This window comes from Xanthomonas sp. XNM01 (assembly GCF_014851915.1).
In the GTDB taxonomy this organism is placed as follows: Bacteria; Pseudomonadota; Gammaproteobacteria; order Xanthomonadales; family Xanthomonadaceae; genus Pseudoxanthomonas.
Map to the genome: position 1 here is coordinate 1 of NZ_JACVAP010000005.1, position 21446 is coordinate 21446.

Genomic DNA, 21446 nt, shown 5'->3' on the forward strand with positions numbered 1-21446 from the left:
TCTCGCGCTGGGCAAGGCGGGCATGCTGGCGAGCCACCGGCTCGCATGACCGCCGCGCGCCGCGTGCGCTGCACGTGGCCGGGGATCCGGCGCGAAGCCTTACTTGCTGCTGACGTACTTCTCGCGCTGGGCAAGGCGGGCATGCTGGCGAGCCACCGGCTCGCATGACCGCCGCGCGCCGCGTGCGCTGCACGTGGCCGGGGATCCGGCGCGAAGCCTTACTTGCTGCTGACGTACTTCTCGCGCCGGATCGCAGCCGGTCCGAACCCCGCCGCGCGAAGGGTCTCGAAACAGGTGTCGACCATCGCCGGGTTGCCGCACAGGTAGGCGATGTCGCCGGCCGCATCGGGCGCGAACTCGGCCAGGTGCTGCTGCACGTAGCCATGGCGCACGTCGGCATGCGCGTGCGCCGAACCGGTGGCCGGCAGCTCGCGCGAGAAGCAGGGCACGAAGCGGAAGCCCGGATGCGCGTCGGCGAAGGCGCGGAACTCGTCGCCGTACAGCAGCTCGGCCGGGGTGCGCGCGCCGAACAGCAGCACGACCTCGATCCCGCGCCCGGCCATCGCCTTCTCCAGCAGCGGCAGCATGGAGCGGTACGGGGTCACGCCGGTGCCGGTGGCGATCAGCAGGTAGCGGCGGTTGCGGTCGTTGGGCTGCAGGCAGAAGCGGCCGAACGGGCCGCTGGCCTGGACATGGTCGCCGATGGACAGCCCTTCGAACAGCGCGGTGGCCGCGCCGCCGGGGACGAAGCTGACCGCGATCTCCACCGCCTCGCCCGGGCCCAGCGCGTGGTCGTGCAGGGTCGCCAGCGAGTAGCTGCGCCTGGTCGGGGTGCCGTCGGCGTAGTCGAAATGGACCTGGATGAACTGGCCGGGGGCGAAGTCCAGCGGCTGGCCGTCGTCGCGCGCCAGCGTGTAGTGGCCGATGGAGGGCGCCAGCATGCGGCGGTCGACGAGGCGGAGCGGGAACTGGACGGGCACGGGGGCGGTTTCGCAACGGAGTGTCGCCGGGGTGGGTCGCGGCGGGCACCTATAATACCGGCAGCTCCATCCGGCGCCGTGCCCCGGCGCGAAGGCCCCCATGAATTCCGCGGTAACCGAAGCGGCGCCCCCGGCGCTGCGCGTGCGCGAACTGCGCAAGACCTACGACAACGGCGTGCAGGCCCTGCGGGGCGTGTCGCTGGACGTGCTGCCCGGCGATTTCTTCGCCCTGCTCGGCCCCAACGGCGCCGGCAAGTCGACCCTGATCGGCATCGTCAGCTCGCTGGTGAACCTGTCCGAGGGCACGGTCGAGGTGTTCGGCACCGACCTGGTCGCCCGGCGCAGCGACGCGATGCGCCTGATCGGCCTGGTGCCTCAGGAGATCAACTTCAACCTGTTCGAAAAGCCCATCGACATCCTGGTCAACTACGCCGGCTTCTACGGCGTGCCGCGCGAGCAGGCGCTGGCCCTGGCCGAGACCGAGCTGCGCCGCGCCCACCTGTGGGACAAGGCCAACGTGATGAGCCGGACCCTGTCCGGCGGCATGAAACGCCGGCTGATGATCGCCCGCGCGATGATGACCTCGCCGCGGCTGCTGATCCTGGACGAGCCGACCGCCGGCGTGGACATCGAGATCCGCCGCGACATGTGGCGGGTGCTGAAGGAGATCAACGCCGCCGGCACCACGATCATCCTGACCACGCACTACCTGGAAGAAGCCGAGAGCCTGTGCCGCAACCTGGCGATCATCGACCGCGGCACGATCGTGCAGCAGGGCCCGATGCGCGCGCTGCTGGCCCAGCTCGACGTCGAGGGCTTCCTGTTCGACATCGACGGCGACCTGCCGGCGCAGCTGCCGGCGATCGAGGGCGCCACCCTGAGCGTGATCGACGGCCACACCCTGGACCTGGACATGCCGCGGGCGATGGATCTGAACCGCGTGTTCGCCGCGCTGGATGCGTCCGGCATCCGGGTGCGCTCGATGCGCACCAAGAGCAACCGGCTGGAGGAACTGTTCGTGCGCATGACCGGGCAGCAGGAGAGCAAGGCATGAGCGGCCCGTCCAACACCGCCCGCAACTGGGTCGCGCTGGGCACCATCGTGCGCCGCGAGGTCTCGCGCATCCTGCGCATCTGGGGCCAGACCCTGGTGCCGCCGGCGATCACGATGACCCTGTACTTCCTGATCTTCGGCGGCCTGATCGGCTCGCAGATCCGGCAGATGGACGGCTACAGCTACATGCAGTTCATCGTGCCGGGCCTGGTGATGATGAGCGTGATCCAGAACAGCTACGGCAACATCAGCTCCTCGTTCTTCGGCGCCAAGTTCGGCCGCCACGTCGAGGAGCTGCTGGTCAGCCCGATGCCGAACTGGGTGATCCTGTGGGGCTACGTGGCCGGCGCGGTGCTGCGCGGGCTGATGGTCGGCGTGATCGTGCTGGCCATCGCGATGTGCTTCACGCCCGTGCGCATCCCGCATCCGCTGGTGACCCTGACCACGGTGCTGCTGGGCGCGACGATCTTCTCGCTGGCCGGCTTCGTCAACGCGGTCTACGCCAAGAAGTTCGACGACGTGGCGATCGTGCCGACCTTCATCCTGACCCCGCTGACCTACCTGGGCGGCGTGTTCTATTCGGTGAAGCTGCTGCCGCCCTGGGCCGAGGCGGCCACCCACGCCAACCCGGTGTTCTACATGGTCAACGCGTTCCGCTACGGCCTGCTCGGCACCAGCGACGTGCCGATATGGGTGGCCTATGCGCTGATGCTGGGCTTCGTAGCGCTGCTCAGCACGCTGGCGCTGTGGTTGCTGCGGCGTGGCGTCGGCCTGCGCAGCTGAAGCAGGAGCCCGCATGATGCGCATCGAGGCGATCGCGCCCGGACAGATCCAGCCGTTCCGTGCGGTGAACGCACTGGCCGCGCTGCAGCTGACCGGCATTCCCTCGCTGGAGGCGCTGCTGGTCTTCCTCGAGCAGCAGCGCGCCGCCGACCCCGCGCTGCGCGTGCTATGCACGCTCGACGACCTCGGCCAGTGCGGCTACACCAGCATGCACGCGTCGATGGACGACAGGATTTACCTTGAAGAGCATGACGTCGAGGACGAGAGCCCGGCCGCCGAGCATGCGCGTGCGCTGCACCGGCTGGCGCACGTCGCCGCGGTGCTGGACGCGGACGCGCATCGCGTCGACTGGACCGCGCTGGCCGGCACGCTCGAATGCAACGACGCCGACATCGACGCACTGGCGGCGATGAATGCGGCGCCCGATGCCGTGCTGGACGACGAGGTGCATGTGCTGCGCGTGCCGGTGGCGCGCGACGACCTGCTCATCGCCGGCCTGCCCAACGGCTACTTCCGCTTCGACTGGGACATCTTCCAGAACCACGCGCTGGCGCGCCGCCTGCAGGACGCGCACGGCTACCGGCTGTTCGGCATCGGTGCTTCGTGGCTGGGCTTCGTCGGGGCGCAGCCGCTGGCCGCCGCGGCGGCGGACGCCCTGGTCGCCGACCTGCGGCTGGTCTACGGCCCGGCCGGCAGCGAGCAGGCCTGGCAGGCGCTGGCCACGGCGGTGCGGACGCGACGCACCCTGCTGCTCGGCTACACCGGCAACTTCGCCGAACGCGACTGACACGGCCGTGCGGTCCGCGCGGCCGACGACCCGCAACGAGGACACCCTGATGCGCATCCTGATCCTTGGCGCCGGCGGCACCGGCGGTTACTTCGGCGGACGCCTGGCCCAGCACGGCGCCGACGTCACCTTCCTGGTACGCCCGGCGCGCGCGGCCCAGCTCGCCGCCGACGGCCTGCGCCTGCGCAGCCCGCTCGGCGATGCCGCGTTCCCGGTCGCGCACGTCACCGCCGACGCGCTGCCGGCGCTGGCGCAGGCGCGGCCGTTCGATCTGGTGATCCTGTCCTGCAAGGCCTACGACCTGGACAGCTCGATCGACGCGATCGCGCCGGCGGTCGGCCCGGGCACCACGGTGCTGCCGATCCTCAACGGGCTGCTGCACTACGCGGCGCTGGATGCGCGCTTCGGCCGCGCGCAGGTGCTCCGCGGGCTGTGCTTCATCAGTGCGGCCAAGGGCGAGGACGGCACCGTGCTGCACCTGGGCCGCCCGGCCTCGATCACCTTCGGCGAGCGCGATGGCGGCGACAGTGCACGCGTCGCGTCCTTCGCCGCGCTGTGCGCGCAGGCCGGCATCGACCACAAGGCCAGTGCCTCGATCGCGCAGGAGCAGTGGAACAAGTTCAGCTTCCTGGCGACGCTGGCCGCCGGCACCTGCCTGATGCGCGCCAGCGTCGGCAGCATCGTCGCGAGCGCCGGCGGTGCCGCGCTGATGGCCGCGCTGCACGACGAATGCCTGGCGATCGCCGCCGCCGCCGGCACGCCGGTCGGCGACGCGGCGCGCGAGGCCGCGCGCGCCGGGCTGACCCAGCCCGGTTCGGACGTGAAGGCCTCGATGCTGCGCGACCTGGAGGCCGGCGCGCGGGTCGAGGCGGCGCACATCGTCGGCGACATGGTCGCGCGTGCGGCCGCGGCCGGACTGCCGCATCCGCTGCTGCAGGCGGCCTGGGTGCACCTGCAGTGCTACCAGGCGACGCTGGCGGCGCGGTGAACACCGCCGCCGCCGCGAGCGGCCCGGTGCTGGTCTTCGGCCTGGGCTATACCGCCCGGCGGATCGCCGCGGCGCTGGTGGCCGCCGGCGTGCCCTGCACCGGCACCACGCGCGCGGTCGCGGCGGTACCACCGGACGACGGCATCGCGCGGCTGCCGTTCCCGGCCGACGACCGCCATGCGCTGCGCCAGGCCGCCGCGCAGGCGCTCGTGCTCCTGTCCTCGATCCCGCCCGATGCCGATGGCGATCCGGCGGCACGCTTCCTTGCCGCATCGGGCATCGCGCTGCCGCGGCTGCGCTGGCTCGGCTACCTGTCCTCGACGGCGGTGTACGCCGGCCGCGATGGCGGCAGCGTCGATGCCGACACGCCGGCCGATGGCACCGACGCCACCGCCCGCGCGCGGCTGGCGGCCGAGGCGCAGTGGCGCGCGCTGGCTGCCGCGCAGGCGGTGCCGCTGCACCTGTTCCGCCTGGCCGGCATCTACGGTCCCGGCCGCAACGCGCTGGTGCAGCTGGCACAGGGCCGCGCGCGCTGGCTGGACCGGCCGGACGTGCTGTTCAACCGCATCCACGTCGACGACATCGTCGCCGCGGTGCTGGCCGCCCTGGCCGCCGGCCTGCCCGCCGGACCCCACGTCTGGCCGCTGGCCGATGGCCACCCGGCCACGCAGCGCGCGGTGCTGGAACATGCCGCTGCGCTGTCCGGCCTGCCGATGCCGCCGGCACTGGCCGAGGACGATCCGCAGGTCTCGCCGGCCCTGCGCCGCTTCTACGCCGGCAGCAAGCGCATCGACAGCCGCCATGCGCGGCAGCGGCTGGGCTGGGTGCCGAGGTTCCCCAGTTACCGGGAAGGTCTCGCGGCGGCCTGGGCCGACATGTCCGACGGCGATGGTGGAAGCGTGCCGCCCGCCACGCCTCCGGTCGCCGGCATCGGGTAGGCTCGGCCCGCGGCCGGATCCCCGGCCAGGACGGGAGCGAACGGATGCGTGTGCGTGACTGGATGATCGGAAGTGCATTGCTGCTGGCGTTGTCGGCCTGTGGCGACAAGGGAGCCGATACGGCACCGACGGATGCGGCGCCTGCGGCCGATGCCCCCCAGGACGAGGCCGCGCCTGCCGCGCCCGATACGGATGCCGCGGCGCCTGTGCCCGCCGCACCGGACGCGCCCGCCGGCCTGCAGGACCGGGACGGACAGCCGGTGCCGGAGCTTGCGTTCGATCTGGACAGCGTGCCGCTGAGCACGCAGACGCTCGGCGCGCTGCCGGTGATCGCGCTGCCGGCCGGCTATGCGCCGATCAACCGCGCGCACCTGCGCGCATGGGCGCGCTTTCCGTTCCGCCTCGGCGACGGCGTGCACTGGGTCGAGGGCCGCAGCTGGTCCGCCCACATCAGCGTGGAGCGCAACAACCGCGACAAGGAATACTCGGGGCTGGAACTGCGGCGCAACCTGGAGGCCGTGCTGAAGCAGGCCGGGGCGGTGCAGGTGTTCGACGGCCCGCTCAACCGCAACATCTACTACGGCCCGCAGCTGGAGGACGAGATCGGCGGCGGCTTCATCGACGCGGTCAACATGAGCGCGACCACGCCGACCCAGGTCCACGTGATCCGCCTCGCCGACCGCAGCATCTGGTTCCAGATTTCCTACGACAGCCGCAGCGCCGGCATGGCGGTGGTCGAGCAGATCCCGTTCGAGCCGACCGCGCGCTGGTCGCCGGCGTTCCCGCACCTGGCGATACCGGCCGGTTACCGCGAACGCAACCGGCCGAAGTCGCGCGACTACGACATGTTCCCGTTCTGGACCGGCAGCGCGTTCGAGCAGGTCGAGGGCCGCACCTATGAACTGGATTTCGGCAAGGACGACGACGCGTACTCGCTGCACGAGGTCCGGCGCAACCTGGAGGCGACGATGGCCGAGGCCGGCGGCACGCTGGTGTTCGCAGGCCGGATCCCGAAGGAGGCATCGGACAGCGTCGACGAGTCGGTCAAGCAGAACTACAGCCACGCCGCCGGCTTCAGCTGGCATGAGGACGAGGTCCGCGTCTACCGCGCCGACCTGGCCGATGGCCGCCAGGTCTGGGTGCATGCCAACCTGGGCTACATGAGCGCCGGCTACGTGGTGGCCGAGCGCCAGGGCTTCGTGCAGACCGCCGGCCTGCTGCCGGCAGAGGCGCTCAAGGCCCAGCTCGATGCCGCCGGCCGCGTCGCCATCCAGGTCAACTTCGCGGTGGACAAGGCCGACATCCTGCCCGACTCGCAGCCGCAGCTGGACCAGGTGCTGGCGCTGTTGCAGCAGGACCCGGCGCTGTCGCTGTCGATCGAGGGCCATACCGACGACAGCGGCGCGGCCGCGCACAACCGCAGCCTGTCGCAGGCGCGTGCGCGGTCGGTGGTGGCCGTGCTGACCGGCAAGGGCATCGCCGCGGACCGGCTGGCGGCCGTCGGCTTCGGTGCGGACAAGCCGGTCGCCGACAACGCCAGCGAGGACGGCCGGGCGAAGAATCGCCGGGTCGAACTGGTCCGCCGCTGAACCCGCCATCGCCCGCCCGCGGCCGCCGGCCGTGGGCGGTGCCGGCTCATGCGGTCGCGATCACCGGCGCGCCGCGGCGCTCGCGCCGCGCCATCACCCGGTAGTACAGCACCGGCAGCACCACCAGGGTCAGCAGCATCGCCGAGACCAGCCCGCCGATCACCACGATCGCCAGCGGCTTCTGGGTCTCGGCGCCGATCGCGGTCGAGGTCGCCATCGGCACCAGGCCGAACATCGCCAGCAACGCGGTCATCAGCACCGTGCGCAGGCGCTGCAGTGCGCCTTCCACCACCGCCTCGTACAGCGGCATGCCGGCCTCGCGGAGCTGGCCGAAGCGGGTCAGCATCACCACGCCGTTGAGCACCGCCTGGCCGAACAGCGCGATGAAGCCGATCGCCGCCGACACCGACAGCGGCGTGCCGGTCAGCAGCAGCGCGAGGATGCCGCCGATCAGCGCGAACGGCACGTTGACGATGATCAGCGCGGCGCTGGTGACGTTCTTGAACGCGTCGAACAGCAGCACGAAGATCAGCAGCACCGACAGCGGCACCACCCAGGCCAGGCGCGTCATCGCGCGCTGCTGGTTCTCGAACTCGCCCGACCACACCACCTCGTAGCCCTGCGGCAGGGCCACCGTCGCCTCCACGCGCTGCTGCATCTCGGCGACCACGCTGCCCATGTCGCGGCCGGCGATGAAGATGCTCACCGCCCGCACCCGCTGGCCGTTGTCGCGCGAGATGTTGATCGCGCCGCTGGTGGTGCGCAGGGTGGCCACGTCGCCCAGGGTCACCCTGCGGCCGTCGCCCAGGTCCACCGGCACCGTCGCCAGCCGCTGCAGTTCGCGGTCGGCGTCGGCCAGGCGCACGGTGATCGGGAAGCGGCGTTCGCCTTCCCAGAACTCGCCGACCTCGCGCCCGCCGATCGCGGTCTCGATCACCTCGTCGATCGCCTTCATGCTCAGGCCGTAACGCGCCGCGCGTTCGCGGTCGATGTCGATGCGCAGCTGCGGCAGGCTGCCCTCGCGGTCGATGAAGGCGCTTTCCACGCCGTCCACGCCGCGCACCTCGGCAAGCACCTGCTGCGACAGCCGGTCCAGCTGGGCCAGGTCGTCGCCGCCGATCTTGATCACGATCTGGCCCTTGATCTGCGAGATGCCCTCCAGGATGTTGTCGCGCACCGGCTGCGAGATCGAGAACTCCGGGCCGGGGATGCGCGATTCCAGCGCGTCCTGGATCTGCCGCACCAGCAGCGGCTTGCCGATGCCGCGGGTCCACTCCTTCTCCGGATGCAGCGCCACCAGCGACTCGATCTGGTTGGCGCCCTTGGCGTCGGAGCCGTCCTCGGGCCGGCCGAGCTGGGAGACGATGGTCTGCACCTCGGGGAATTCGCGCACGATCGCGCGGATCCGCGAGGCCTGCGCCTGCGCCTCGCCCAGGCTGACGCTGGGATCGAGCGTGGCGGTCAGCCAGATCGAGCCCTCGTCCAGTTCCGGCAGGAACTCGGTGCCCAGGCGCGTGCCCAGGCCCAGCGTGAGCACCAGCAGCGCCAGCGCCACGCCGACCACCCGCCGCGGCCGCACCAGCGCCCACAGCAGCACCGGCCGGTACCAGCCGGTCAGCCGCGTCATCACCGGGTTCTCGCGTTCGGCCCGCTTGCGCCGCCCCAGCCACCAGTAGCACAGCAGCGGCACCACGGTGAGCGCCAGGATCAGCGCGCCGATCAGCGCCGAGGTCACCGAGAACGCCATCGGCGCGAACATCCGGCCCTCGTGCCGCTGCAGGGTGAAGATCGGGATGTGCGCGGCAACGATGATGATCATCGAGAAGAACGTCGGCCGCCCGACCTCGCGGGTCGCCTCGAGCACCGTGCGCAGGCGCGTGCCGCGGTCGGCGCCGGGCGGCAGCAGGCCGAGCCGGGCGACGATGTGCTCGGTCACGATCACCGCGCCGTCGATGATGATGCCGAAGTCCATCGCGCCCAGCGACAGCAGGTTGGCCGGCACGCCCCACAGGTGCAGGCCCAGGAACGTGGACAGCAGCGCCAGCGGCATCATCGCCGCCACGATCAGCGCGGCGCGTGCGTTGTACAGGAACAGCCACAGCACCAGGAACACCAGCACCGCGCCTTCGACCAGGTTGCCGAACACCGTGCGCAGCGTGGTCGAGACCAGCCACGAGCGGTCGTAGAACGGCTCGATCGTCACCCCGGGCGGGAGCGCGGTGGCCTGGATGTGTTCGATCCGTGCGTGCAGCGCATCGAGCACCAGCGACGGGTTCTCGCCCTTGCGCATGCGCACCATGCCGTAGACCGCGTCGTCGTTGCCGTCGTGGCCGACCAGGCCCTGGCGCGGCAGGCCGGTGTCGATCACCGTGGCCAGGTCGCGCACCAGCACCGGCGTGCCGCCGCGTTCGGCCACCACCACCGCGCCGATCTCTTCGGGGTCCTGCATCAGGCCGACGCCGCGCACCAGGTACTGCTGCTGGCCGACCTCGACGTAGCCGCCGCCGGCGTTGGCGCTGCCTTCTTCGAGCGCGCGCACGAAATCGTCCAGCCCGATCCCGGCGCCGCGCAGCCGGTCCAGGTCGGGCGCGACCTGGAAGGTGCGCAGCCAGCCGCCGAAGCTGACCACGTCGGCCACGCCAGGCACGGTGCGCAGCTGCCGCTCCATCACCCATTCCTGCAGCGTGCGCAGTTCGGTCGAACTCAGGTGGTCGCCGCGCAGCACGTAGCGGTAGATCTCGCCGACCGCCGAACTCATCGCCTCGATGCCCGGATGCACGCCATCGGGCAGGTCCACGTCCTGCAGCCGCTCCAGCACCTGGGCGCGGGCGAAGTAGTCGTCGGCACCGTCGTCGAAGGTGATGATCACCATCGACAGCCCGAACTGGGTATGGGAGAACACGCGCACCGCGTGCGGGATGCCGGTCAGCGCCACCTCCAGCGGCATCGTGACCTCGCGTTCGACCTCCTCGGCGGCGCGGCCCGGATGCAGGGTGACCACGGTGACCTGGGTGTCGGAGACGTCCGGGAAGGCTTCGACCGGCAGCTCGCGGAACGCCAGCGCCGAGGCGCCGACGAACAGCAGCAGGCCGATCATCACCATGACCGGCTGGCGCAGGCAGTAGGCGACCAGGCGATCGATCATGGCGCGCCCTGCGCGTCGTCGACGCCGCCGGTGCCGCCCTGGTCGAGCAGCTGCTGCAGCAGCAGGCTGCCATCGACCACCACGCGCGCATCGGCGTCCAGGCCCGCGGCGATGCGTGCGCGGCCACCGGCCAGCAGCTGCGCCTGCACCGGCTGGCGCCGGTAGCGGCCCGGCGCCTCCTCGACGAACACCACCTGGCGGCCATCGGCCTGCAGCAGGCTGCGGCTGGGCACGGCCAGGCCGGCATCGTCCGCCAGTGTCACCCGCGCGCGCAGCAGCTGCCCGGCCTTGAACCGGCGTGCGGCGTTGTCCAGCTCGGCGCGCGCGGCGACCACGCGCCGCTCCGGGTCGATGTGGTCGGCCACGTGCTGCAGGGTCGCCTGCAGCGGCTCGCCGCCGGCATCGACGCGCACGCGCATCCCGGCCTGGACCGCGCCGGCCAGGTGTTCGGGAATGTCGACCAGCAGCCACAGCCGGGCGGGATCGCCGACCACCACCAGCGGCGCCTCGTCGTCCGGGCCGACGGTCATGCCGGGGCTGAGCCGGCGTTCGAGCACGGTGCCGGCCAGCGGCGCGCGCAGCGGCAGGCGCGGGTCGTTGCCGCTGCCGCCACCGAACGCGCGCAGTCCGGCGGCGCTGCGGCCGTGTTCGGCCTCGGCGGCGGCCAGCGCGGTGCGCGCCTCGTCCAGTTCGCGCCCGGAGGCGACCCCGGCCGCGTGCAGTTCGCGCACGCGCGCCAGTTCGTTGCGCGCCTGCCGCAGTTCGGCGTCGCCGCGGATGCCGTCGGCGCGCAGGCCGGCGTAGTCGGGCGAGGCGATCCAGGCCAGCACCTGGCCGGCCTCGACCCGGTCGCCCGGCGCGGCCTCGATCGCGGCGACCACGCCCGGCACGGCCGCGCGCAGGTAGCCGGTGCGGGTGTCGTCCCAGGCCAGGCGCGCCGGCAGGTCGAGCTCGGGGGCGGCATCGCGCGCGGCCGGCGCGCTGTGCAGCACGCCCAGCTGCGGGCTGTCGGGCGCGAACACGATGCGCTCGCCCTCGATCCGCGGCGCGGCGACCGCGTCCTCCGGCGCACGCTGGCAGGCCGCGGCCATCAGCAGCAGGGCGCTGCCGGCCAGCAGCAGGAGGGGCCGCATCTGGCGCGGCCGACGGCGGGAATCAGGAATCATCGGACGCTCTCGTCTGCGGTGTCGGTGGTGCGGGTCGCCGCCTGCCACTGCGCCAGTGCCAGCGCATGGGCGGCGCGCGCCTCGATCAGGTCGAGGTCGGCCTCGCGTGCGGCGCGGCGCGCATCGAGCAGGTCGGTCAGCGACGCGGCGCCGCGCCGGTAAGCCAGTTCCATGCCCTCGCGCGCGGCCTGCGCGGCGGGCGCCAGGGCGTCCTCGTAGTCACGCAGGCGCGCATCGGCCTGGTGCAGCGCCTGGCGCAGCCGCTGCAGCTCGCGGGTGGCCGCGTCCACCGCCACGCGCTGCTCCAGCGCGGCCAGGTCGTAATCGGCCTCGGCACGGACGATCTCGCCGCGGTAATGGCCCGGGCCATGCAGCGGCACGCTGATCGACACGCCCCAGGTCAACCCGGCCACGTCGGTCGGCTCGCGCTCGGCCTCGATGCCCAGGCCGATGTCGCGCCTGCGCAGGCTGCGCGCCAGCGCCCGCCCGCTGTCGGCGGCCTGGACCCGCTGCGCGGCCGCGCGCAGGTCGGCGCGCCGTTCCAGCACCGCGGCGGTATCGGCCTCGGACCAGGCCTGCGGCTGCGGCCATGGGTCCTCGGCCTGCAGCTGCTGCGGGTCGATCCCCTCGCCGAGCAGCAATGCCAGCGCCTGCTGCGCGTCCAGCAGGTCGAGCATCGCCGCGCGCTGCGCGCTGGCCAGTTTCAGGTCCTCGACCTGCAGGCGGTCGCGCTCGATCGCCGCCACCGCGCCGACCCGGACCTGGTGCGCGATCGCGGCCATCGCTTCGGCCGACTGCGCGCGGTCGGCCTCGGCCACCGCCAGCGTTTCCTGCGCCGCCTTCAGCCCGAAGTAGGCCTCGCGCAGGGCCAGCCGCTGCAGGCGTCCGGCATCGGCCAGGTCGAGCGCGGCCGCGTCGAGCAGCGCGCCGGCCTGCTGCAGGCGCAGCCGGCGCTTGCCGCCGCGTTCCCAGGTCCAGCCGACGCCGGCGGTGCTGTCCAGCCGTTTGTCGTGCAGGCGCCCGGGGCCGAGGCCTTCGATGCGGCTGTACTTGGACGTGCCCAGCGCGAGTTCGGCGACCGGGCGACGGCCCGCGGCGACCAGGTCGCCCTGGCTGCCGCGCAGCTCGATGCGCGCGGCGGTCAGCGCCGGATCGTTGGCCAGCATCAGGCGTTCGGCATCGGCCAGGCGCAATGCGGCGGCAGGCAACGGCGCCAGCAGCGCCGCGCACATCAGCAACAGACGTGGGGAATTCATCTGCGGCACGGTAAGGTGCCGCCCTTGCCTGAAACTTTCCCGTGCCTTGCGCGAAGCTTGCAATGCGGATCCTGCTGATCGAGGACGACCTGGAACTGGCCAACGGCCTGCGCCGCGCGTTCGCCCAGGCCGGGCACGCCTGCGACCACCTGGCCGAAGGCCGTGGTGCGGCGGCGGCGGTGGCGATCACCGGCTACGACGCGCTGGTGCTCGACCTCGGCCTGCCCGACATCGACGGCCTGGACCTGCTGGCGCAGCTGCGCCGCGACGGGCTCGCCGCGCCGGTGCTGCTGCTGACCGCGCGCGATGGCGTGGAGGACCGCATCCGCGGTCTCGATTCCGGCGCCGACGACTACCTGGCCAAGCCGTTCGCATTGGGTGAGCTGGAAGCGCGCCTGCGCGCGCTGGTGCGGCGCGGTGGCGGCGGCACGCCGCTGGTGCAGTACGGCGCGCTGGCGTTCGATGCGGCCGCGCGCGAAGCGCGGGTCGGCACGCAGCGGCTGGAGCTGACCGCGCGCGAGCTGGCCCTGCTGGGGGCGCTGATGCAGCAGCCCGGGCGGGTGGTCTCCAAGCAGCGGCTGTACGACGCGCTGTACGACTGGCACGCCGATACCGGCCTGTCGGTGATCGAGGTCCACATCAGCCGGCTGCGGCGCAAGCTCGAGGCGGCCGCGGCCGACGTGGGCGTGCGCGCGCTGCGCGGCCTCGGCTACCGGCTCGAACCGGTCGCCGGGGCATCCGGCGGCCCCGATGCGGTTTGAGCGTCCCGACAGCCTGCGTGCGCTGCTGCTGCGCCGGCTGTGGCTGCCGCTGCTGCTGGTGATGGCGCTGGGCGCGGTCGGCTCGTTCGCGCTGGCCCGCCACTACGCCGAGGAAGTGCACGACCGCTGGCTGTGGGATTCGGCGATGTCGCTGCAGCAGGCGCTGCCCGCCGATGGCCCGGCAGCGGGCTGGACGCCGGCGCCGGCGCTGCTGCGGATGCTGGAATGGGACAGCGTGGACCGCATCTACATCGACGTGCGCGATGGCGCCGGCGCGCGCGTGTTCGGCACCGCCGCGCTGCCGGCGCCGGCAGCCGGCGGACACCTGGAGCGGCGCTATTACGACGCGGTGGTCGATGGCCGCAGCGTGCGCGTGGTGCAGGTGCAGCTGGAGGCCGGCGGCCCCAGCATCCGCGTCGCCGAAACCCGCCAGAAGCGGCAGCGGCTGGAGCGCAAGCTGCTGCTGTCGAGCATCCCGCTGCAGGCCGCGCTGTTCCTGCTGGCCGGCCTGCTGGTGCGGTTCGGCATCGGTGCGGCGGTGCGCGCGGCCAACCAGGCCGCGCACCGGCTCTCCGAGCAGGGGCCGACCGGCCTGCGCGGGCGCCTGGATCCGCGCGACACGCCGCGCGAACTGCTGCCGGCGGTGGACGCGTTCAATGCGCTGATCGACCACCTGGCCCAGGCCCAGCAGGCGCAGCAGCGCTTCGTCGCCAACGCCGCGCACCAGCTGCGCACGCCGCTGGCCGCGCTGCAGGTGCAGCTGGAAAGCGCGCTGCGCGAGGCCGAGGGGCCCGCGCGCCAGGATGCGCTGCAGCGGGTCGGGCAGGGCCTGGCGCGGCTCGGCCACGTCACCCACCAGATCCTGATGCTCAACCGCAGCGAGTCCTCGCCGGACGATGCGCTGCCGATGGCGCGGCTCGACCTGGCCGCGCTGTGCCGGCAGGCGCTGGAACGCCACGCCGACGATGCGATCGCGCGCGGCGTCGATCTCGGCTACGACGGACCCGATGCCGGCGTGTGGGTCGACGGCGATCCGCAGCTGCTGCGCGAGCTGGTCGCCAACCTGGTCGACAACGCGCTGCGCTACGGGCGTCCCGCCGGCGTGGTCACCCTGTCGCTGGCGACCGCGCCGGTGGTGCTGTGCGTGGACGACGACGGCCCGGGCATTCCCGAGGACGAACGGCCGCGCGTGGTCGAGCGCTTCTACCGCCGCGCGCACGACGGCGCCGGCTGCGGCCTGGGCCTGCCGATCGTGCGCGAGATCGCCGCGCGCCACGGCGCCGGCTTCGTGCTCGCGGCCTCGCCCAGCGGCGGCGTGCGCGCGCTTGTGCGGTTTCCGCCCGCCGGGGATGCGCCCGCGCCCGGATGACGTGCCGGCATGGGCGCCGCGGCCCGACGCGTTAGCATCTGCGTCCCGCCACCCGTCCGACGTCCGCATGAGCGCGCCAGGCATCGATACGCCCGCCACCCGCATCGCGCGCCTGCGCGCGGCGATGCGCGACCACGGCATCGATGCGCTGCTGGTGCCGACCGCCGATCCGCACCTGTCCGAATACCTGCCACCGCGCTGGCAGGCGCGTGCCTGGCTCAGCGGGTTCGACGGCTCGGCCGGCACCCTGGTGGTCGGGCTGGAGCAGGCCGCGCTGTTCGTCGACAGCCGCTACACGGCGCTGGCGCAGCGCCAGCTCGACGGCAGCGGCATCGCCGTGATCGAGCTGCCGGCCTCGCGCGCGCCGGTGTGGATCGACTGGATGTGCGGCCTGGCTGGCGCCGGTGGCCGCATCGCCGTGGATGGACAGGTGCTGGCGCGGCGCGAGCTCGGTCCGTTGCAGGCGGCCGCCACGCGCCACCGCCTGCAGCTGGAGACCGCGCTGGACCTGGTCGATGCGGTCTGGCAGACGCGTCCGACGCGTCCGTCCACGCCGCTGCTGGCGCTGCCCGATGGCGTGCAGGGCCACGACCGCGCGCGCCGCCTGGCCTGGGTGCGCGAGCGCATGCAGCTGCGCGGCACTGGCTGGCACCTGCTGTCGAGCCTGGACGACATCGCCTGGCTGCTCGGCCTGCGTGGCGCCGACGTGGACTACAACCCGGTGTTCCTGGCGCATCTGCTGATCGGGCCGGAGCAGGCCTGGCTGTACGTCGACGCCGCGCGCCTGACGCCGCCGATCGACGCGGCGCTGCGTGCCGATGGCGTCGTGCCGATGGCCTATGCCGGCATCGAGGCGGCGCTGTCGGCGCTGCCGGCCAGCACGCGGCTGCTGGTCGACCCGGTGCGGACCACGGCCGGCCTGCTGCAGCACTGCGCCGACGGCGTGGCGCTGGTCGAGGCGACCAATCCCTCGCAGCTGCTGAAGGCAGTGAAGAGCCCGGCCGAGATCGCCGCGCTGCGGACCACGATGGAACACGACGGTGCCGCGCTGTGCCGTGCGCTGTGCCGGCTCGATGCGCTGCTGGCCGACCGCGCCGCGCTCACCGAACTGGACATCGACACGCTGCTGGCCGCCGAGCGCGCACGCCAGCCCGGCTACGTCGGCCCCAGCTTCGCCACCATCGCCGGCTTCAACGGCAACGGTGCGATGCCGCATTACCGCGCAACGCCCGGGCATCACGCCGCGATCGCCGGCGACGGCCTGCTGCTGGTCGACTCCGGCGGGCAGTACCACGGCGGCACCACCGACATCACCCGCATGGTCGCCGTCGGCATGCCGACGCCGCAGCAGCGGCAGGACAGCACGCGGGTGCTCAAGGGCATGATCGCCTTGTCGTCCGCGCACTTTCCGGACGGCATCCGTGCGCCGCTGCTCGATGCGATCGCGCGTGCGCCGCTGTGGAAGCATGGGCTGGACTACGGCCACGGCACCGGCCACGGCGTGGGCTGGTTCCTCAACGTGCACGAAGGGCCGCAGAGCTTTTCGTACCGCGGCGACGCGCATGCCGATACCGCGATGCGCGCCGGCATGGTCACCTCGGTCGAGCCGGGCCTGTACCGCGACGGCCAGTGGGGCGTGCGCTGGGAGAACCTGGTGCTGGCCGTGCCGGCGGGCGAGGCCGGCTTCGGCGACTTCCTGCGCTTCGAGACGCTGACCCTGTGCCCGCTCGACCTGCGCTGCATCGACGTAGCGCTGCTCGACGCCGACGAAATCGAATGGATCGACGCGTATCACGCACAGGTGCGCGCACGCCTGCTGCCGCTGCTGGAGGGCGAGGCCGCCGCCTGGATGCAGCGGGTCACCGCGGCGCTGCGGCGCTGATCGGGGCCGCAGCGCCGCGTCCGCTGCCGTGGCGTCCACGGCAGCGGTGCCGATGCGATCTCAGTGCGTGCCGTCCGCAGGCACCGGCCTGCGTCTGAAGCGCCGCGTCATCCAGTGGCCCAGGTCGTCGACGACGGTGAACGCGGCCGGGATCACGATCAGGCTCAGCAGGGTCGAGGTGAGCAGGCCGCCGATCACCGCGATCGCCATCGGCGCGCGGAAGCTGGAATCGCCGGCGAAGCCCAGCGCGATCGGCATCATGCCGGCGCCCATCGCCAGCGTGGTCATGATCACCGGCTGGGCGCGCTTGCGGCAGGCGTCGACCAGCGCATCGTGCTGGCTCAGGCCGTGCTCGTCCTCGGCGATCACCGCGTAGTCCACCAGCAGGATCGAGTTCTTGGTGGCGATGCCGATCAGCATCAGCAGGCCGATCAGCGCCGGCAGCGACAGCATGTTCTGGGTCAGCAGCAGCGCGCCGAACGCACCGCCCGCGCACAGCGGCACCGCGGTCAGGATGGTCAGCGGCATCAGCGCATGGTTGAACAGCAGCAACAGCACCATGTAGATGCAGACCAGGCCGGCGACCATCGCCACCGCGAAGCCGAGGAACAGTTCGACGAACACCTCGGCATCGCCGGTGTTGAGGAAGCTCACCCCGGCCGGCAGCGTCTGCAGGCTGGGCAGGGCCTGGACCTCGCCCATCACCTCGCCCAGCGGGCGGCCGTTGAGTTCGGCGGTCAGGGTGACGTTGCGCTGGCGCTGGTAGCGCGAGATCTGCGACGGCCCGCTGCCGTCGCGGATCTGCGCGACCGCCGCCAGTGGCACCGGACCGTTGCGTCCGGGGACCCGCAGCTGGCCGATCAGCGCCGGGTTGGACAGCGTGGCTTCGGCGAAACCGACCCGGATCGGGATCTGCCGCTCGGGCAGGTTGAGCTTGGCCATGCGCTGTTCGTAGTCGCCGGCGGTGGCGATGCGTGCTGCTTCGGCGATGTCCGCGGTCGACACGCCCAGGTCGGCGGCACGCGCCGGGTCCGGCACGATCTGGATCTCCGGGCGCAGCAGCGAGGCCGAGGAGGTCACGCTGCCCAGTCCCTTGACCTGGCGCAGGTCGCGCTCCAGCGCGGTCGCTGCCTCCTGCAGCCGCTGCGGGTCGTCGCCGGCCAGGACCAGCTGCAGCAGCTCGCCGGGCTCGGTGCTGGCATAGCTGACGCGCACGCCGGGCAGGTCGGCCAGGCGCCGGCGGACCTCGCGCTCAAGCGTCTTCTGGTCGCGCTCGCGGTCGTCGGCGTTGCCCCAGTCCAGCACCAGGGTCGCCTTGCGCGGCTCGCCCACGCCGGTGCGTGACGGGTCGCCGAGGTCGAGCACGCTGCCGACCGTGGTGTAGACCTGCTTCAGCTCCGGCATGTCCTGCAGGAGCGCGCGGGCGCGCTCGGACACCGCCACCGTCTCCTGCAGGCGGGTGCCCGGCGGCAGCTCCAGGCTCAGGTTGCTGCGGCCCAGGTCGGAGAAGGGGATGAAGGTGGTCGGGATCAACGGGATCAGCGCCAGCGAGGCGACGAACAGGCCGGTGGCGATCCACAGCGTGCGTGCGCGGTGGCGCAGCGCCGCGTCGACCCAGCCCAGGTACCAGGTCATCAGCCGCGACTCGGGCTTCTCCTCGCCGTGCGGCTTGAGCATGTAGGCCGCCATCATCGGCGTCAGCAGGCGCGCCACCAGCAGCGAGAACAGCACCGCGGTGGCCGCGGTCCAGCCGAACTCGCGGAAGAACTTGCCGGCGATGCCGGGCATGAACGCGACCGGCACGAACACCGCGGCCAGGGTCAGCGAGGTCGCGATCACCGCGGTACCGATCTCGCCGGCAGCCTCGCGCGCGGCCTCCATCGGCGGCTTGCCCATGCGCAGGTGGCGCACGATGTTCTCGATCTCCACGATCGCGTCGTCGACCAGGATGCCGACCACCACCGACAGCGCCAGCAGGGTGATCATGTTCAGGCTGAAGCCGAACCAGTGCATCACCGCGAAGGTCGGGATGATCGACAGCGGCAGCGCCACCGCCGAGACCCAGGTCGCGCGCCAGTCGCGCAGGAACAGCCACACCACCAGCAGCGCCAGCAACGCGCCTTCCCACAGCATCGTCATCGACGAATCGTAGGAGCGGTGGGTCTCGTCGATGACGGTGGTGACCAGGCGGAAGTCGATGTCCGGGTGCTGCGCCTTCAGCGCGTCCAGTGCGGCATGCACGCCTTCCTCGACCTCGACCTCGCTGGAGCCGCGGGTGCGCGACATCGAGAACGCGACCACGTTCTGCCCATCCAGCATCGCCGCCTCGACCGGATCTGCCGCCGCATCGGCCACGCTGGCCAGCGCCGACAGCCGCACCGCACGGCCGTCGGGCAGGCTGATCGAATAGTCGCGCAGCGCCTGCGCGTCGGCCACGGTGCCGACGGTGCGGATCACCTGCTGCGCGCCCTGCAGTTCGGCCTTGCCGCCGGCGCGTTCGACCTGGATCGCGGCCAGCTGCCGCGACACGTCGCCGGCGGTGACGCCGAAGGCCTGCAGCGCGTTCGGATCCAGGTCGACCCGCACCTGCCGCTGCACGCCGCCGACGCGGGTCACCTGGGCCACGCCCGGCACGCCGTACATCGCCTTGCTGACCTCGCGGTCGACGAACCAGCTGGCCTCATCCGGGGTCATCTTCGGCGCGACCAGCGCGTAGCTCATCAGCGAACCGCCGATGTCGACCTTGGAGATCACCGGTTCCTGGATGTCCTGCGGCAGGTCGGTGCGGATCCGGGTGACCGCGTCGCGGGTGTCGTCCAGGGCGGTCGCCAGGTCGGTCTCGAGCTGGAACTCGATGCTGGTGGTGCTGACGCCCTCGCTGACCGAGGACATCACCCGCTTGATGTTGGGGATGGTGGCCACCGAGTCCTCGACCCGGCGCGTGACCTCGGTCTCCAGCTGGCTCGGCGAGGCGCCGGGCTGGGTGATGGTGACCGTGGTCATCGGGAAGGCGATGTCCGGGAAGCGCGCGACCGGCAGCTGGTGGAAGCCCCACAGGCCTGAGACGCACAGCACGAAGAAGATCATCAGCGCCGGCAGCGGCCGGCGGATCGCCCAGGCCGAGATGTTCATGGCGTGGCGGCCCTGCCCGCGGCCGGCGCGGCGCCGTCCCCGACCACGCGCACCGTGTCGCCGTCGCCGAGGAAGCCGGCGCCCTGGGCGACCACGCGTTCGCCGGCGGCCACGCCCTCGACGATCTCGGTGCGGCCGTCGAGCGCGCTGCCGGTGCGGACCCGGCGCCGGTGCGCGACGCGCTGTTCGTCGACGGTGAACACGTAGCTGTGGCCGTCGCGCTGCACCACCGAGGCGCTGGGCACCATCAGCGCCTGGCCGCTGCCGGTGACGATCCGGCCTTCCAGGTAGACGCCGGCGCGCAGCGGGCCGGGCTCGGGCAGGTCGGCGTAGATGGTGCCGGTGCGGGTCTGGCTGTCGATGCCGGGCGTCACTGCGCGGATCCGGCCGGCGATGGTCTGGCCCTGGTACGGCAGCTCCACCACCGCACCCGGCTCGACCCGCATCAGCTCGGCTTCGGGCAGCTCGGCGCGCCATTCCAGGCGGCCGTCGCGGATCAGCCGCAGCAGTTCGGTGCCGGCCGAGACCACCTGGCCGGGCTGCACCAGCCGCCGCGAGATCACGCCGTCGGCCGGTGCGCGCAGCTGCGCGAAATCGCGACGCAGCCGGGCCGCATCGCGGCTGGCCGCGGCGGTGTTGCGGCGGGCCTCGGCCTGGGTGCGCTGCGCGCGCAGCTCATCCAGCTGCGCCGCGCTGATGAAGCGGTCGGCCACCAGGGGTTCGGCGCGGGCGACATTGGCGCGGGCCAGGGCCACGCCGGCCTCGGCCTCGGCCAGCCCGGCCTGGGCCTGCTGCAGGTCGCTGTCGAGCGTGCGGTGGTCCAGTTCCAGCAGTACGTCGCCGCGGCGTACCGCCTGGCCGACATCGACGTTCAGCGCGGTCACCCGCGCGCCGCTGATCTCCACGCCCAGCTGCATCTCCTCCCAGGCCGACACCGGCCCGGACACCAGCAGGCTGCGCTGGATGGTCTGCGGCTGCGCCGCCACCAAGGTGACCGCTAGGGTCGAGGCGCCGTCCTGCGCGTCCTCGTCCGCGTCCTTGCCACCGCAGGCCGCCAGCCCCGCGGCCAGTCCGGCCATGCACACCATCACCCGCAGACGCATCGACATACGTTCGGAACCAGAGAGGGCCGGAGCGGCGCGGCGCAATTCTACTGACAGGCCGCGGCCGTGGCGTCATGGCGGACGCGCGGTCCGCAGCGCACGACGGGGACCCCGCCTGGACCGTACGGCGATCCTTTCAGCGGGATGGAGCGCCGTGCCGTTCCGGGCCTGCGGCCGGCAGGCATGCCGGGTCGGGAACGCGTGCGGGTCGTGTCCTGCATGCGATGCGGGAGAGATGCCGACCAGCCAGTGCGCGCGTGGTCGGCATCACCCATGTCACGCGTGGCGGCAGGCGCGATCCTGCCAGGTCTCGCATCGACTCGCTGTCGACTTCGATCCTTCCCCCGCCGTGTCCGCGCGCACAGTCGTCAGCCTGATCGCGGCCGCCCGCATGCCGTTGGCCGCAGCGCCTTCGTCGCGGTCATGCCGTCCGGCAGGTGGGGGATTCAATGCGTCACAGCGCGACTGCACGACGCGGGCGGACGGCGTCCGTCGGGTTCCGTTCCGCATCCCG

15 protein-coding genes are annotated in these 21446 nt (G+C 72.7%); 9 read left to right on the forward strand and 6 right to left on the reverse strand.

The genetic code is table 11. From position 1 onward, the window contains the following. Positions 1-218: 218 nt before the first annotated feature. Positions 219-941 carry a ferredoxin--NADP reductase gene (locus IB242_RS16725; protein ID WP_225540797.1) on the reverse strand — a complete coding sequence of 241 codons (723 nt, stop codon included), beginning with the start codon at positions 939-941 and terminating at the stop codon, positions 219-221. A 139-nt stretch (positions 942-1080) separates the two neighbouring features. On the opposite strand from IB242_RS16725, the gene IB242_RS16730 reads away from it, so the two are divergent. From IB242_RS16730 to IB242_RS16755, 6 genes are read left to right on the forward strand one after another with little or no spacing between them, the layout of a single operon-like run. Continuing rightward, positions 1081-2034 (forward strand): ABC transporter ATP-binding protein, encoded by a 954-nt coding sequence (locus IB242_RS16730; protein WP_192282257.1) that lies wholly within the window; start codon positions 1081-1083, stop codon positions 2032-2034. Next, a complete protein-coding gene (locus tag IB242_RS16735) occupies positions 2031-2816 on the forward strand; it encodes an ABC transporter permease (protein ID WP_192282259.1) in 786 nt (261 codons plus the stop codon). The genes IB242_RS16730 and IB242_RS16735 overlap by 4 nt, the downstream gene beginning before the upstream one ends. A gap of 13 nt (positions 2817-2829) precedes the next feature. Continuing rightward, a complete protein-coding gene (locus IB242_RS16740; protein ID WP_225540798.1) occupies positions 2830-3603 on the forward strand; it encodes a hypothetical protein in 774 nt (257 codons plus the stop codon). 49 nt (positions 3604-3652) lie between these two features. Beyond that, positions 3653-4591, forward strand: a complete 939-nt coding sequence (gene panE, locus IB242_RS16745) for a 2-dehydropantoate 2-reductase (RefSeq protein ID WP_192282261.1) — start codon at positions 3653-3655, stop codon at positions 4589-4591. Then, positions 4588-5529: an epimerase gene (locus IB242_RS16750; protein WP_192282262.1), complete on the forward strand. Its 942-nt coding sequence runs from the start codon at positions 4588-4590 to the stop codon at positions 5527-5529. The genes panE and IB242_RS16750 overlap by 4 nt, the downstream gene beginning before the upstream one ends. Before the next feature lie 44 nt (positions 5530-5573). Next, the gene (locus tag IB242_RS16755) at positions 5574-7118 is read left to right on the forward strand and encodes an OmpA family protein (protein WP_192282264.1); all 1545 of its coding nucleotides are present in this window, start codon (positions 5574-5576) and stop codon (positions 7116-7118) included. A gap of 46 nt (positions 7119-7164) precedes the next feature. On the opposite strand, the gene IB242_RS16760 is transcribed toward IB242_RS16755, so the two are convergent. Genes IB242_RS16760 through IB242_RS16770 form a run of 3 tightly spaced genes read right to left on the reverse strand, consistent with a single transcriptional unit; the run spans position 7165 to position 12685 of the window. Beyond that, positions 7165-10263 carry a CusA/CzcA family heavy metal efflux RND transporter gene (locus IB242_RS16760; RefSeq protein ID WP_192282266.1) on the reverse strand — a complete coding sequence of 1033 codons (3099 nt, stop codon included), beginning with the start codon at positions 10261-10263 and terminating at the stop codon, positions 7165-7167. Continuing rightward, a complete protein-coding gene (locus tag IB242_RS16765) occupies positions 10260-11396 on the reverse strand; it encodes an efflux RND transporter periplasmic adaptor subunit (RefSeq protein WP_192282268.1) in 1137 nt (378 codons plus the stop codon). The genes IB242_RS16760 and IB242_RS16765 overlap by 4 nt, the downstream gene beginning before the upstream one ends. 29 nt (positions 11397-11425) lie before the next feature. Continuing rightward, positions 11426-12685 carry a TolC family protein gene (locus IB242_RS16770; RefSeq protein WP_192282270.1) on the reverse strand — a complete coding sequence of 420 codons (1260 nt, stop codon included), beginning with the start codon at positions 12683-12685 and terminating at the stop codon, positions 11426-11428. 62 nt (positions 12686-12747) lie between these two features. Here IB242_RS16770 and IB242_RS16775 point away from each other — a divergent pair, with 62 nt between their 5' ends. From IB242_RS16775 to IB242_RS16785, 3 genes are all read left to right on the forward strand, one after another. Continuing rightward, positions 12748-13446 (forward strand): response regulator, encoded by a 699-nt coding sequence (locus IB242_RS16775; protein ID WP_192282272.1) that lies wholly within the window; start codon positions 12748-12750, stop codon positions 13444-13446. After that, positions 13436-14815 (forward strand): sensor histidine kinase, encoded by a 1380-nt coding sequence (locus tag IB242_RS16780; protein WP_192282274.1) that lies wholly within the window; start codon positions 13436-13438, stop codon positions 14813-14815. The genes IB242_RS16775 and IB242_RS16780 overlap by 11 nt, the downstream gene beginning before the upstream one ends. 67 nt (positions 14816-14882) lie before the next feature. Further along, positions 14883-16697, forward strand: coding sequence for an aminopeptidase P family protein (locus IB242_RS16785; RefSeq protein ID WP_192282276.1), 1815 nt, complete (start codon positions 14883-14885; stop codon positions 16695-16697). Between the two features lie 60 nt (positions 16698-16757). On the opposite strand, the gene IB242_RS16790 is transcribed toward IB242_RS16785, so the two are convergent. Continuing rightward, positions 16758-19829, reverse strand: a complete 3072-nt coding sequence (locus IB242_RS16790) for an efflux RND transporter permease subunit (RefSeq protein ID WP_192282278.1) — start codon at positions 19827-19829, stop codon at positions 16758-16760. Further along, positions 19826-20938 carry an efflux RND transporter periplasmic adaptor subunit gene (locus tag IB242_RS16795; RefSeq protein ID WP_225540799.1) on the reverse strand — a complete coding sequence of 371 codons (1113 nt, stop codon included), beginning with the start codon at positions 20936-20938 and terminating at the stop codon, positions 19826-19828. The genes IB242_RS16790 and IB242_RS16795 overlap by 4 nt, the downstream gene beginning before the upstream one ends. Positions 20939-21446 lie beyond the last annotated feature (508 nt).

Excerpts from the sequence above, each read along its gene's own strand:
- IB242_RS16760 (WP_192282266.1), bottom strand. The coding sequence starts at position 10,263 with ATGATCGATCGCCTGGTCGCCTACTGCCTGCGCCAGCCGGTCATGGTG.
- IB242_RS16740 (WP_225540798.1), top strand. The coding sequence starts at position 2,830 with ATGATGCGCATCGAGGCGATCGCGCCCGGACAGATCCAGCCGTTCCGT.
- IB242_RS16785 (WP_192282276.1), top strand. The coding sequence starts at position 14,883 with ATGAGCGCGCCAGGCATCGATACGCCCGCCACCCGCATCGCGCGCCTG.
- IB242_RS16790 (WP_192282278.1), bottom strand. The coding sequence starts at position 19,829 with ATGAACATCTCGGCCTGGGCGATCCGCCGGCCGCTGCCGGCGCTGATG.
- panE (WP_192282261.1), top strand. The coding sequence starts at position 3,653 with ATGCGCATCCTGATCCTTGGCGCCGGCGGCACCGGCGGTTACTTCGGC.
- IB242_RS16725 (WP_225540797.1), bottom strand. The coding sequence starts at position 941 with ATGCTGGCGCCCTCCATCGGCCACTACACGCTGGCGCGCGACGACGGC.
- IB242_RS16775 (WP_192282272.1), top strand. The coding sequence starts at position 12,748 with ATGCGGATCCTGCTGATCGAGGACGACCTGGAACTGGCCAACGGCCTG.
- IB242_RS16755 (WP_192282264.1), top strand. The coding sequence starts at position 5,574 with ATGCGTGTGCGTGACTGGATGATCGGAAGTGCATTGCTGCTGGCGTTG.
- IB242_RS16735 (WP_192282259.1), top strand. The coding sequence starts at position 2,031 with ATGAGCGGCCCGTCCAACACCGCCCGCAACTGGGTCGCGCTGGGCACC.
- IB242_RS16770 (WP_192282270.1), bottom strand. The coding sequence starts at position 12,685 with ATGAATTCCCCACGTCTGTTGCTGATGTGCGCGGCGCTGCTGGCGCCG.
- IB242_RS16765 (WP_192282268.1), bottom strand. The coding sequence starts at position 11,396 with ATGCGGCCCCTCCTGCTGCTGGCCGGCAGCGCCCTGCTGCTGATGGCC.
- IB242_RS16730 (WP_192282257.1), top strand. The coding sequence starts at position 1,081 with ATGAATTCCGCGGTAACCGAAGCGGCGCCCCCGGCGCTGCGCGTGCGC.
- IB242_RS16795 (WP_225540799.1), bottom strand. The coding sequence starts at position 20,938 with ATGTCGATGCGTCTGCGGGTGATGGTGTGCATGGCCGGACTGGCCGCG.
- IB242_RS16780 (WP_192282274.1), top strand. The coding sequence starts at position 13,436 with ATGCGGTTTGAGCGTCCCGACAGCCTGCGTGCGCTGCTGCTGCGCCGG.